Source organism: Nonomuraea aurantiaca (assembly GCF_020215705.1).
Lineage (GTDB): Bacteria > Actinomycetota > Actinomycetes > Streptosporangiales > Streptosporangiaceae > Nonomuraea > Nonomuraea aurantiaca.
Map to the genome: position 1 here is coordinate 13,093 of NZ_JAIWNB010000006.1, position 12,569 is coordinate 25,661.

The 12,569-nt window shown below is 70.7% G+C and carries 11 protein-coding genes and 1 tRNA gene; 6 read left to right on the forward strand and 6 right to left on the reverse strand.

Features of this window, described 5'->3' with window-relative positions; genetic code table 11:
• Positions 1 to 167: 167 nt before the first annotated feature.
• On the forward strand, positions 168 to 728 hold the full coding sequence (locus LDL49_RS16105) for an NUDIX hydrolase (RefSeq protein WP_225291863.1): 561 nt from the start codon (positions 168 to 170) through the stop codon (positions 726 to 728).
• 88 nt (positions 729 to 816) lie between these two features.
• Here the strand turns inward: LDL49_RS16105 and LDL49_RS16110 are convergent, their stop codons facing one another.
• Both LDL49_RS16110 and LDL49_RS16115 read right to left on the reverse strand, forming a co-directional pair.
• Positions 817 to 1,839 (reverse strand): ATP-binding protein, encoded by a 1,023-nt coding sequence (locus LDL49_RS16110; protein WP_225291864.1) that lies wholly within the window; start codon positions 1,837 to 1,839, stop codon positions 817 to 819.
• A 227-nt stretch (positions 1,840 to 2,066) separates the two neighbouring features.
• Positions 2,067 to 2,140: transfer RNA gene (locus tag LDL49_RS16115), tRNA-Lys, on the reverse strand.
• A gap of 100 nt (positions 2,141 to 2,240) precedes the next feature.
• Here LDL49_RS16115 and LDL49_RS16120 point away from each other — a divergent pair.
• On the forward strand, positions 2,241 to 3,077 hold the full coding sequence (locus LDL49_RS16120; RefSeq protein WP_225291865.1) for an AAA family ATPase: 837 nt from the start codon (positions 2,241 to 2,243) through the stop codon (positions 3,075 to 3,077).
• Positions 3,074 to 4,435 (forward strand): vWA domain-containing protein, encoded by a 1,362-nt coding sequence (locus LDL49_RS16125; RefSeq protein WP_225291866.1) that lies wholly within the window; start codon positions 3,074 to 3,076, stop codon positions 4,433 to 4,435. The genes LDL49_RS16120 and LDL49_RS16125 overlap by 4 nt, the downstream gene beginning before the upstream one ends.
• Here the strand turns inward: LDL49_RS16125 and LDL49_RS16130 are convergent.
• Complete coding sequence (locus LDL49_RS16130) at positions 4,432 to 5,196, reverse strand: nuclease-related domain-containing protein (RefSeq protein ID WP_225291867.1); 765 nt, start codon at positions 5,194 to 5,196, stop codon at positions 4,432 to 4,434. The genes LDL49_RS16125 and LDL49_RS16130 overlap by 4 nt on opposite strands.
• Positions 5,197 to 5,366: 170 nt before the next feature.
• On the opposite strand from LDL49_RS16130, the gene LDL49_RS16135 reads away from it, so the two are divergent.
• A complete protein-coding gene (locus LDL49_RS16135; RefSeq protein ID WP_225291868.1) occupies positions 5,367 to 5,957 on the forward strand; it encodes a TetR/AcrR family transcriptional regulator in 591 nt (196 codons plus the stop codon).
• Here the strand turns inward: LDL49_RS16135 and LDL49_RS16140 are convergent.
• The 3 genes from LDL49_RS16140 to LDL49_RS16150 are packed head-to-tail and all read right to left on the reverse strand — an operon-like array spanning position 5,916 to position 9,363.
• The gene (locus tag LDL49_RS16140) at positions 5,916 to 7,007 is read right to left on the reverse strand and encodes an acyl-CoA dehydrogenase family protein (RefSeq protein ID WP_225291869.1); all 1,092 of its coding nucleotides are present in this window, start codon (positions 7,005 to 7,007) and stop codon (positions 5,916 to 5,918) included. The two genes, LDL49_RS16135 and LDL49_RS16140, sit on opposite strands and share 42 nt — an antisense overlap.
• Positions 7,004 to 8,149 carry an acyl-CoA dehydrogenase family protein gene (locus LDL49_RS16145; RefSeq protein ID WP_443689878.1) on the reverse strand — a complete coding sequence of 382 codons (1,146 nt, stop codon included), beginning with the start codon at positions 8,147 to 8,149 and terminating at the stop codon, positions 7,004 to 7,006. The genes LDL49_RS16140 and LDL49_RS16145 overlap by 4 nt, the downstream gene beginning before the upstream one ends.
• Positions 8,150 to 8,160: 11 nt before the next feature.
• Positions 8,161 to 9,363 carry an acyl-CoA dehydrogenase family protein gene (locus LDL49_RS16150; RefSeq protein WP_225291871.1) on the reverse strand — a complete coding sequence of 401 codons (1,203 nt, stop codon included), beginning with the start codon at positions 9,361 to 9,363 and terminating at the stop codon, positions 8,161 to 8,163.
• Between the two features lie 107 nt (positions 9,364 to 9,470).
• Between LDL49_RS16150 and LDL49_RS16155 the strand changes: the two genes are divergently transcribed.
• Entirely contained in the window at positions 9,471 to 10,049 is a 579-nt protein-coding gene (locus LDL49_RS16155) for a GNAT family N-acetyltransferase (RefSeq protein WP_225291872.1), read from the forward strand.
• A gap of 13 nt (positions 10,050 to 10,062) precedes the next feature.
• Positions 10,063 to 12,567 carry an nSTAND1 domain-containing NTPase gene (locus LDL49_RS16160; protein WP_225291873.1) on the forward strand — a complete coding sequence of 835 codons (2,505 nt, stop codon included), beginning with the start codon at positions 10,063 to 10,065 and terminating at the stop codon, positions 12,565 to 12,567.
• The last annotated feature ends 2 nt before the right edge of the window (positions 12,568 to 12,569 follow it).

The following is a 12,569-nucleotide window of genomic DNA, read 5'->3' on the forward strand; positions in this document are numbered from 1 at the left end:
CTTCCCTCCGGTCAGACGTCGGGACATCGATGACATCCAGGTCGTACCGACCCCGGCCTTTACCAGGCTAATCTCCCCCACCGACGTCCATGCGCCCGGGATGCCGAGTCACCCCCGTGCGTATCCTCAAAGAAGCGAGTCCCCGGCGAATCGGTGAGGAGCATCCCATGCGTCGGTCGGAAAGGCTGCTCTACGCGGCGAACGGGGTCGATCTTCGCGTCGTGGACCTCGAACTGACCGACGGCGGGCACGTGGAGCAACCCTTCGTCCGCACCCCGCAAGCCGCCGGAGCGGTGGTCTTTCACGCCGGACGCGCCCTGTTGCTGTGGCGGCACCGTCCTGTCACCGACACGTGGGGGTGGGAGATCCCGCTCGGCGAGATCGGCCCGGACGAGGACCCCGAGAGGGCCGCGGCCCGTCTCGTGGAGCAGCAGACCGGCTGGCGGCCCGGCCCCCTGATGCCGCTGATCCGGATCCGCACCGCCGAGGACGTCGCCGACAGCGACCACGTGATCTTCGTCGCCTACCAGGCCACCCCCATCGCCGCACCGGCCGACGACCAGACTGCGCCGACCGGCGACCAGGCTCACGAACGAGAACGGGCCGAATGGCTGCCGGTGCTGGGCATCCAGCGGCTGATCAGCGAGCAGGCCATCACGTCCGCGACCACGGCAGCGGCCCTGCTCCATCTCCTGGCCGACCTCCTACAGGCCCGCACGTCACATTAGAGCAGCGCCGCCGCGGTCCTGACCCGAGAGGTTCGGCCTCCTGCCAGCGTCACCTGGTCTGATTCCCTGGATGTCAGCGTGTGACCCTTCATGCCCGGACGAGGGTGACGGCGTGACCGCGCGGGCTGGTGACCTGTTCGATGGCGGTGCGCTCCAGGAGGTGTGGGGCGGTGGGCCGGCGGTCGAAGACGATGAGGGTGCCGTGGCTCAGGTCGAGGCGATCGAGGTAACCGTCGAGCTGGTGCAGGCCGTCTTCGACGGGGTCGGGCCGCTCGACCGCCTGGTGCATGTGCTCATCGGTGATCGACTGGCTTACCGGGATGCGCATCTCGCGGATGATCTCGCGGGCGAGGGCGTTGACCAGCCACGGCTGCCCCTGGCTGGCGTGGAAGGCACGCTGGATCGCGTGCGCGGTGAACTCCTGGCCGGTGGCGTCGGTGTGCTGGCCGTACAGCTCAGCCACCTGCTCGAAGGTGAAGTCCGCCAGCCGCATCGACTTGGCGAGGATGTTGAACGGCGAGGGGCCGACCAGCCTTGACGGGTCGCCGCCCGAGGCTGCCTTGTAATCGCGCACGTCACGCATCCCGCACAGCGCCACACTGTGCGGGAACGGCACTGGGAAGCTGTTGTATCCCTGGCGGAGCTGCCGGAGAACGCTGATCAACTCATCGCCATGGATCGAGTCGATCTCGTCCATGAGCAGCACGATGGGACGCGGGCAGCGCCGAGCCCATGCGGAGAGCCCTCTGAGCAGCCGGGTCGCTCCAGGCGCCGCTGGCCAGGGCTCCGGCGGCAGACATTCCTCCGGAAGCCCCGTTGCCTGTGCCATGGCCGCGATCTCGGAGAGAATCCGCACCTCTGCCGGGGCGGCCTCCTCAGCCCGGGTGGAAGCACTCTCGCAGGAGATGTACACCGCCGCATACTCGCCCTCGTCCCGCAATTCGGCAGTCAGGGCCTGCAGCGAGGTCGTCTTGCCGCTCTGGCGAGGCCCGCGAATGACGAAGTATTTCTCCTCGTCGATCAGCTCCCTCGCCTCGGGGATCCGGGGAATCGGGGGCAGCATGAAGTGCTTGCCCGGTCGACACGGACCCGTCGTGTTAAAGGTCTTCACTCTCTGTACAATATTGGTTACCCATCTGTCGCGCGGCCTGGTCGGCGAGGGTCGTCAATCTCGGTCCCGCCGGGCCAGGAGCAGGTGCGCATCAGCTGAGACCACACTGGCCCGGAGCTCTGCCCGGCACATTGACGTTCCGCGCCACTTTCACCCCAGGCAATCGCCCCTGCTGGGGGCACCACGACAAAACCCCAGGTCAACCATGACCTGGGGTTTTGGTGCGGTGCGCCGCCAGGGACTCGAACCCCGGACCCGCTGATTAAGAGTCAGCTGCTCTAACCAACTGAGCTAGCGGCGCTTGCAGAGAGGAATATACCGGCACTCCGCATCCTGGTCGAATCGGTATCACTCGTCCGCCAGCCGCTAGAATAAAGTTCGGCAAGCAGACAGGAGCATCGATGTTCGACTCGCCCGCCGACGTGACCGAGCGGCTCGCCACCGTTGACTATCTCTCCGACGACGCCATCTCCACCTCGGTGTTCCTCGCCGCCGCCCTCGGCAAGCCGCTGCTGGTCGAGGGACCCGCGGGGGTGGGCAAGACGCAGCTGGCCAAGGCCGTGGCGCAGGCGACCGGCGCCCAGCTGATCAGGTTGCAGTGTTACGAAGGGCTCGACGAGGCCAGGGCCCTGTACGAGTGGAACTACAAGAAGCAGCTCCTGCGCATCCAGGCCACGAGTGCCGATGACGACATCTTCAGCGAGGAGTTCCTGCTGGAGCGGCCGCTGCTCAAGGCGATCAGGGCCGGGGTGCCGACCGTGCTGCTCATCGACGAGACGGACAAGGCGGATGTGGAGGTCGAGGGGCTGCTGCTGGAGCTCCTGTCGGACTTCCAGGTGACGATCCCTGAGCTGGGCACGATCAGCGCGGTCCGCAAGCCGTACGTCGTCCTGACCTCGAACGCGACCCGCGAGCTGTCCGAGGCGCTCAAGCGGCGCTGCCTGTATCTGCACATCGAATACCCGACGCCCGAACGCGAGCGCGACATCGTGCTCAGCCAGGTGCCGACGATCCGCGCGGACCTGGCCGAGCAGCTGGCCAGGACCGTCGCCACGCTGCGGGCCATGGAGCTGAAGAAGGCGCCGTCGGTGGCGGAGACGGTCGACTGGGCCAACACGCTGCTCGCGCTCGGGCGCGACGAGCTGGACGAGCCGACGGTGGCGGGCACGCTGGGCGTGGTGCTCAAGCACGCCTCCGACCATGCTCGCGCGGTCAAGGAGCTCGGGCTGCCCTCATGAGTGACACGTCGCTGGTCGACCGGCATGTCGGGTTCGTGCACGCGCTGCGGGAGGCGGGGCTGCCCGTGTCGCTGGCCGAGGGGCTCGACGCGGCGCGGGCGCTGCGGGTGATCGACCTGACCGAGCGCGAGTCGCTGCGCGCCGCTTACGCGGCGACGCTGGTCAAGAAGCCGGGCTACCGTCCCGGGTTCGACATGCTGTTCGACCTGTGGTTCCCGTCATCGACGACCGGTCTGTACGACGAAGACGCGGTAAAGAGTGACACCGCCGAGCTCAGTGAGCTGCGTGACCAGCTGGCCAGGCTGCTCACCAGGGGCGGTGAGGCCGAGATGCGGGAGTTCGCCAGGGCCATGGTCGGTCGCTTCGGCCGCCAGCCGGCGGGTCCCGGCCGCCAGAACTGGTTCTCCTACAGCGTCCTGCGCGCCCTGTCCCCCGAGACGCTCATGGCCCGGATCCTCCAGGAGGTCCTGGCCGGCCAGGAGCGCGGCGGCCTGGCCGAGAAGACCGCCCGCCAGCGGGTGAACTCCGGCATCAGGCGCTTCGAGGAGGCGGTCGCCACCGACGTGCGCCGCCGGATCGCCGAGGACTCCGGCGTCGAGCGCATCGCCCGCTCGGCCGTACGCCCCCCGCTCGACCAGCTCGACTTCCTGCGCATCACCAAGGCGGACCTGGCTAGGCTGCGGCGCGAGGTCTACCCGCTGGCCAGGCGCCTGGCGGCCAGGCTGACGATCAAGCACAGGAAGGGCCGGCGCGGCCGGCTCGACTTCCGGCGCACCATGCGGGCCTCACTGCAGAGCGGCGGCGTCCCGCTGACCACCCATTTCAAGCCGCCCCGGCCGCACAAGCCCGAGCTGGTGATCCTCTGCGACACCAGCGACTCGGTCTCGTCGTTCGCGCACTTCACGCTGCTGCTCACGTACGCGCTGAGGGAGCAGTTCACCAAGGTACGGGCGTTCGGGTTCGTCGACACGGTCGACGAGATCACCCGCTTCTTCGTCCCCGGCGCGGACGTGGTGGAGGCGATGACCCGGCTGGCCAACGAGGCGGACATGGTGCGCTTCGGGCGCACGAACTACGGCCACTCCTTCGAGCGCTTCGCCGAGCGCTACGGCGACGCGATCGGTCCCAAGACCTCGCTGCTGATCCTGGGCGACGCCCGCTCCAACTACCAGCCGGCCGCCGTCGACACCCTGCGCGCCCTGGCCGCGAAGGCTCGCCACGCCTACTGGCTCAACCCGGAGCCCCGGCAGCAGTGGGACACCGGCGACTCCATCGCCACCGACTACGACGCGGTCGTGCCGATGTACGAGTGCCGCAACGTCGCGCAGCTCAGCGCGTTCATCCAGGACCTGGCCTAAGCGCGCTGGAGCTCCCGGGCGGCGGTGCGGGTGAGCAGCTCGATCTGCTGCTCGTCGAGCACCTCGCCGGCGGTCGCCTTGATGCGCCGGGCCACCAGGCTCGGCTTGAGCAGCGTGAGGCCCTCCGCCGTGACCTGGCCGCCGCGCGGTAGCAGGCCGCAGTGCACGGCGAGCAGCGGCGTGATCGAGACCGGGATGCCGGTCTCGCGGGTCAGCAGCTCGGCGAAGGCGTTGGAGGTCTCGATGAGCGACTTGGCCACCTTGGTGCCGTACTTCTCGCCGAAGAACAGCCGCCCGTTGTAGGTGGCGATCTCGGTGTCGGGGCTCCACGACTCGTTGTCGACGACCCACAGGCCGCCGGGGCCGATCACGAGGTGGTCGATGGACGCCTGATCTCTGATGGCCCGGCCGTCCAGGACGCTGTAGCCGAGCTTGCCGAGCGAACGGCGGAGCATCCGTCCGGTGATCACCTCACCGCGCCGCCGGCCGCGCCAGACCGCGGTCGCCTGGAAGGAGCGCCAGGCGATGTACCAGTCGACGCCGGCCACGATCGCCGCCAAGGCGACGCCGTAGAAGGCGGTGAGCGCCAGGTCGAACCGGAGCGCCAGACCGATGCCGGCCGCGAAGCCCACGCCCGCCTTGATCATCCTTGATCGCTTGCGGTTGTTGGCGTCCTCCCGCCAGAACTTCTCGTAGTACCACTGAGGCGAGGCCCCAGTGAACTTCTCGTCCTGCTGCACGTAGATCGAGCCACCGGGCACGGCAAACTCCCCCAATGAGTCGCTGAACCATCAGGATCTGCCACGCCGAAGATCCCTCGCTGAGTCAATTAATACCCCACCTGGCCCCAACGGAAGCAAGGGGACCCTAAGGTGACGGAAATAGCACCTGCGGGAAGTCCGTCAACCGACCAGTCGGTATGCTGTGACGCGTGAAGGAAGAACCGGTACGCAGGAGGCTGCTGAGCGAGGCGACCCGGCTGTTCGCGGAGCGGGGCTTCGAGGGCACCTCCGTGCAGGAGATCGTCGTGGCCGCCGGCGTCACTAAGGGCGCCATGTACCACTATTTCGACTCCAAGGATGATCTCCTCCACGAGATCTACGCGCGCGTGCTGCGCATGCAGATGGAGCGCCTGGCCCAGATCGCCGACGGCCCCGGGACGGTCGCCGAGCGGCTGCACTCGGCGGCGGCCGACGTCGTCGAGACCACCACCGCGAACCTCGACGACTCCAAGATCTTCTTCCGTTCGATGCACCTGCTCGCGCCCGAGACGCGCAAGACCGTACGCGCCGAGCGCCGCCGCTACCACGAACGCTTCCGCGATCTGGTGATCGAGGGCCAGCGCGAGGGGCTGTTCAGCGAACGCGTCCCGGCCGAGCTGGTCGTCGACTACTTCTTCGGCTCGGTGCACCACCTGGGCAGCTGGTTCCACACGGACGGACCGCTCACCGGCGCCCAGGTGGGCAAGCACTTCGCCGACCTACTGCTGACCTCGCTCGGGGCCGGGCACATCGGCGAGTGAAGCCGGCGCCGGCACGTCGGCCAGTGAGGCCAGCGCCTCCCGGTGGTCGCCGGGCGTGCCGAGCGCCGTCTCGGTGGCCTTGGCGCGCTTGAGGTAGAGGTGCAGGGGATGCTCCCAGGTCATCCCGATCCCGCCGTGCAGCTGCAGGGCCTCCTCAGCCGCGTGTACGGCCACACCCGCGTTCCACGCCTGGGCCACGGCGACCGTCACGGCCGAGCCGTCACCGGCCGCGGCACGGGCGGCGGCCCGCGCCCTGACCACGTCGAGCCAGAGATCCGCCAGCCGATGCTTGATCGCCTGGAACGAGCCGACCGGGCGGGCGAACTGGTGACGCTCCTTGACGTAGGCGAGCGTGGTGTCCAGACACCACTCCGCCACCCCGAGCTGCTCGGAGGCGAGCAGCCCCGCGCCGGAGCGCAGCACCTCGGCCAGGTCGCACGGGCCCAGCGCCCGCGCGGGCGCCGCCGAGAAGGCGACCGTCGCGACCGGACGGGTCAGGTCCAGCGACGGTACGACCTGGACGGCGGCGTCGGCGGCCTCGACCGCGTACAGCTCGCCGCCGACCGGCACCAGCAGCACGTCGGCCACCTCGGCCCCCGCGACCGCGGACACGGTCCCGGACAGCCGCCCGCCGTCCAGGCTCACCGACGAGCCCCGCCCCGGCCGGTACGGCGAGGCGGCGAACGACACCACCAGGGCCGCGGTCGTCCGGCCTTCCGCCAGCCCGCCCAGCAGGTCGGCCGAGCCCGTCGCCAGCAGCGCCTGGGTGGCCAGCACGGCGCTGGTGAAGAACGGCACCGGCGCGACGCCCCGGCCGAGCTCCTCCAGCACGACACCGGCCTCACGGGCCGAGGCGCCCGCCCCGCCGTACTGCTCGGGAATGAGCAGGCCCGCGACCCCGATCTCTCCCGCGAGCGTCTTCCACAGGTCGAGGTCGTAGGGGTCGGACTCCACCCGCTTGAGCACCGCGGCGGGCGGACAGCGGTCGGCGAGCACCCCGCGCACGGCGGCGCGCAGTTCCTCCTCGACCTCCGAGTACAGCAGGGTCATCGTGGCAGGTCCTTCCAAGGGACGTCCTTGTCGACGCGGGGTTCCGAGGGCAGGCCGAGCACCCGTTCGGAGATGATGTTGCGCAGGATCTCCGAGGTGCCGCCCTCGATCGAGTTGCCCTTGGCCCGCAGGTAGCGGTAGCCGGCGCCACGCCCGTAGAAGTCGAGGTCCTCCGATCGGCGGAAGGTCCAGTCGTCGTAGCCGAGCTCGCGCCTGAGCTCGATGTCGAGGCCCGACAGCTCCTGGTTCAGTTTGGCGAACGACAGCTTCATGCCCGACCCCTCCGGACCGGGGTGGCCGGCGACGAGCTGTTCGCGCAGCCGTACTCCGGACAAGCGGGTCACCTCCGCCTCGACCCACAGCGACAGCAGCCGCTGGTGCAGGTCGTGCGTGCGCAGCTCGGGGTGCTCGCGCCAGGTGTCGAGCACCGGCCCGATCATGCCGCCGCCGCGCCGTACGGGAGCGCCGCCGATCGCGACACGCTCGTTCATCAGCGTGGTCTGGGCGACCCGCCAGCCGTCGCCGACCTCACCGAGCCGCAGGTCGTCGGAGAGCCGCACGCCGGTCAGGAACACCTCGTTGAACTCGGCCTCCCCCGTGATCTGCCGCAGCGGGCGCACCTCGACGCCCGGCGCGTGCATGTCGCAGATGAAGTACGTCATGCCGCGGTGCTTGGGCACGTCCGGGTCGGTACGGGTGACGAGGATCGCCCACCGGGCGTGGTGCGCGCCGGAGGTCCAGACCTTCTGGCCGTCGACGACCCACTCGTCGCCGTCCCTGACCGCCCTGGTGGCCAGCGTCGCCAGGTCGGAGCCGGCGCCCGGCTCGCTGAAGAGCTGGCACCAGATCTCCTCGCCCGTCCACAGCGGCCGCAGGAAGCGGCGCCGCTGCTCGTCGGTGCCGAACGCCAGGACCGTCGGCGCCGCCATGCCCAGGCCGATGCCCTGCACGCCGGTGTTGAGCTGCGGCGTGCCGGCGAGCTCCCGCTCGACGACCTGCTGCAGCTCACGCGACACGCCCAGGCCGCCGAGCCCCTCAGGGAACCACACCCACGCCAGCCCGGCGTCGAACCTGGCCCGCAGGAACTCCAGCCGGTTCTTGGGATCATTGGCACCGAGGAGCGCGTCGACGCGCTCCTTGATATCCGCCTCGTTCACATGTACCTCTTCAGTTCGCGGTAGGCGAGTGAGCGCTTGTGCACCTCGTCGGGCCCGTCGGCCAGGCGCAGCGACCTGGCTCCCGCCCAGAGGGCCGCCAGGGGGAAGTCCTGCGAGACGCCGCCCGCGCCGTGCACCTGGATCGCCTTGTCCAGGATCCATTCCACAGCGATCGGGGTCGAGATCTTGATGGCCTGGATCTCGGTGTGGGCGCCCTGGTTGCCGACGGTGTCCATGAGCCAGGCCGTCTTGAGCACGAGCAGCCGCAGCTGCTCGATCCGGATGCGGGACTCGGCGATCCACTCCTGGATCACGCCTTGCTGGGCGACGGGCTTGCCGAACGTCGTACGCGCCAGCGCGCGGCGGCACATCAGCTCGACGGCGCGCTCGGCCATGCCGATCAGCCGCATGCAGTGGTGGATGCGGCCCGGCCCGAGCCTGGCCTGGGCGATCGCGAAGCCGCCGCCCTCCTCGCCGATCAGGTTGTCGACCGGCACCCGTACGTCCTCGAACACGATCTCGGCGTGGCCGCCGTGGTCGGCGTCGCTGTAGCCGAACACGTGCATGCCGCGCTTGATCTGCATACCGGGCGTGTCACGCGGCACCAGGACCATGCTCTGCTGGCGGTGCTTGGGCGCCTCGGGGTCGGTCTTGCCCAGGAGGATGAAGATCTTGCAGTCGGGGTTCATCGCGCCGGAGATGAACCACTTGCGGCCGTTGATGACGTACTCGTTGCCGTCGCGGGCGATGGAGGTGGCGATGTTCGTGGCGTCGGAGGAGGCCACGTCGGGCTCGGTCATCGCGAACGCCGAGCGGATCTCCCCGTCGAGCAGCGGCTGCAGCCACTCCTTGCGCTGCCACTCGTTGCCGAACATGGAGAGGACCTCCATGTTGCCGGTGTCGGGCGCGGCGCAGTTGGTGGCCACCGGGGCGAGGTTGGGGCTGCGGCCCATGATCTCGGCCAGCGGCGCGTACTGCAGGTTGGTCAGCCCCCCGCCGTGCTCTCCCGGCAGGAACAGGTTCCACAGGCCGCGCTTCCTGGCCTCGTCCTTGAGGTCGGCGACGAGCGGCGGGGAGCTCCATCCGCTGGTCGCGGCCTGCTCCTCGAAGGCGGCTTCGGCCGGGTAGACGCATTCGTCCATGAAGAGCAGCAGGCGCTCACGCAGGTCCTCGGTGACGCTGTCGAAGGCGAAGTCCATACCCCGGACCCTACCGACCGGCCGGTATGAGTGTCGACAGGTGGTCCCCGATAAACCGTCGCAGGTGGCCATAAAGGCGATCCGGATCTTCTTTTAGGGTGACCGCTATGACCGCGAACCTGCCCTCCCCTGTGGTGCTCGAGAACGACGTCGTCCGCCTTGAGCCGCTGACCATGGCGCACATCCCCGACCTGTTCCTGGCCGGCGGCGGGGATGAGGAGATCTGGCGCTGGATGCCCGCCAAGCCGCCGCAGGCGGAGTCGGAGCTGGCGGAGCTCGCTCAGGGCCTCATCTCGGACGACAAGCACATCCCGTTCGCGGTGGTGCTCAGGTCGTCGGGGCTGGCCGTCGGCTGGACCACCTACGGCGACGTGCCCGGGTTCGCGGAGAGCATCGAGATCGGCTGGACCTGGTACGGCCGGACAGTCTGGCGTACGGCCGTCAACACCTCCTGCAAGGTGTTGCTCATCGACCATGCTTTCGACAAGCTGGGCTACAACCGCGTCATGCTCAAGACGGACGTCCTCAACCTCCGTTCGCAGAACGCCATCAAGCGCATCGGCGGTGTGCATGAGGGGACGCTGCGCCGCCAGCGCAGGAGGCCGGACGGCACCTGGCGCGACACGGTCTATTTCGGCATCCTCGAAGAGGAATGGCCGGACCACCGAGCTCGCCTGATCCGTTAGCCGAAAGGGCCGCATGACTGACCGGCTGGGGGGCTACTGGTTAGGCTCCCGGCTCGGCGGTGCCGTCCATGACGCTTACGACGAGTCGGGCACTCGATATGCGCTCACCCTCCTGCCCGCGCGGCCCGGGAGCTGTGTCAAGGCGGCCCTGCGGGTGCGGTCGCTGTGCGTCGCGCGGGTGGTGGAGGCCTGTCTCGACGGGGACGCGCCGTATCTGGTCAGCGAGTACGTGCCCGGGCCGACGCTGGCCGAGGTGGTCGGGCGGCGGGGGCCGTACGGCGGGGACGACCTGTACCGGCTGGCGGCGGCCACGGCGACGGCGCTGGCGGCGATCCACGAGGCCGGGGCGGTGCACGGCGGGCTCACGCCGGACCGGGTCGTCCTGGGGGCCGAGGGGCCGCGGCTGGTCGGGCTCGGGACCGCGACCGACGGGAGCGGACCGCCGGGGGATGTGCGGGATTGGGGCAGGCTGCTGGTGTTCGCGGCGTACGGCCCCGCACCACCCGACGGGCTGAACCCGTCACCGGGCCGACCCTCCGACCAGCCCAACCAGCCCGAGCGACCCGGCCAGCCCGAGCGGACTGGCCAGCCCGGTCGGTCCGAGCGGCTGCTCGATCGGTTCGATCGGCCGCTTCGGGAGCTCGTGCTGGCGGCGCTGCGCCGGGATCCGGATCGGCGGCCGAGCGCGCACCAGCTGCTGCTGTCCCTGCTCGACGTGCCGCAGTCGCAGCAGGGGCGCCTGCTCCCGCCCGAGCCGGTGGACGACCCGCCGCTGGGCGCGCGGGCGGAACGCCTCTACCTCCGGCTCAGCCGGGCCGACCAGGACCTGGTGCCCGAGGTATTCCTGCGCCTGGTCGGCATGGCGGCCGACGGCAGCGACACCCGCCGTCGCGCCACCCGTGCCGAGCTGGTCACCGGCCGCCCTCCGGAGCAGGCCGCCATGGACCGGGTCCTCAGGGCGTACACGGAAGCGGGGCTGATCGACCAGAGCGGCGCCGACGCGAACGGCCTGGTCATCGCCCATGCGGCGCTTCTGCGGGCCTGGCCGCGCCTGCACGAGTGGCTGGACGCCGAACGCGACGGCCTCGCCGTACACCGCGACCTGACCAGGGCGGCGCGGCGGTGGGAGACGGGCGGCCGGCGGGAGACCGACCTGTTCCAGGAGGACGACCTGGACAGGGCGCTGGCGTGGGCGGCGAGCGGGCGGCGGCGCGTGACGCTGAGCGCCGCCGAGCAGGCGTTCCTGGACGGCGGACGCGCGCTGGTACGCGGCCGGGCACGCGGCCGGCGGCGGGCCATGGCGGGCCTGGTGTCGGTGACCCTCGTGGCGGTCCTGGCGGCGATCGTCGTCGCCGTCTGGCACCAAGGCAGCGCCGACGGGCAGCTCAATCAGGCGATGGCGAGGGTGGCGGCGTCCAGGGCGCGGGCGCTGCGGGCGGCCGACCCGGTGGCGGCGCGCAGGCTGAGCCTGGCCGCGTGGCGCCTGGCCCCGGTCGCGGAGGCCCGAACCGCGCTGGCGGACTCGGCGGCCGATCCGGCGGTGGACGTGTTCGCCGACCCGTACGACGGTCCGCACTCGCTCGACGCCCTCAGCGACGACGGCACCCGGCTGGCCGCGCTGACCGACGGGACGATCCGGGTGTACGACACCCTTTCCCGCAGGCAGCTGGCCACGACCGCCGGCCCCGCCCAGAGCGTACGGGCGCTGGCCTGGTCCCCTGACGGCCGGACGCTGGCGCTCGTCGGCGTCGACCGGTCGTACCTGTGGGACACGTCCTCGGGCGCGGGCGTGGGACGGCCCTTCGGCCGGGGGCTGGGCGCGCCGGGGCAGCAGGCGGCCTGGTTCAGTCCGGGGGGCGGTCTGCTGTTCGCCGCGGCCCGCCAGTCAGGCGAGCGATGGGCCTGGAACCTGCGGACCGGCCGGGCCGCGTTCGTCGGCCAGTACGTGGTGGTGGGGCCGCGTGACAAGGTGGCGCTGGTGTTCGCGGGGACGCGTTCTGAGGTCGTCCGCCTGTCCGGCCATGGCGCCCGTACGCCGGCGCCCTGGCTGGACCGGATGCCGTGGGAGTACACGGTGTTCAGTCCCGAGGGTGAACGGGTGGCGATCGCCGAGGAGAGCGGGGTGCAGATCTACGCGCTGGACGGCGTGCCCGTGCTCCCCGCCCGGCTCCGGCCCGCTCCCGGCGTTCTCACCTTCAGCGCCGACGGCCAGCTCCTGGCCGGCACGGACAGCGACCGTGTGCGGGTCTGGCGCGTCGCGGACGCCACCCGCCTAGCGGACCGCCAGGTCCCGGCGGCCGGCGCCGACCGGCCCGTCCAGGCCGCCCTCGCGCCGGGCGGACGCTGGCTCCGCGTGCTGGCCGGCCACGGCACGGTCCTCACCATCGACCTCGCCCACGCCACCCCGCCCCCGGATCCGGCCGGGTCGGCGGCGTCGATCTGCGGCCGCTACGGAGGGCTGTCCCAGGCTGATTGGGACCGATATCTGTCCGAGGTGCCCTATCGACCGGTGTGCTAGCT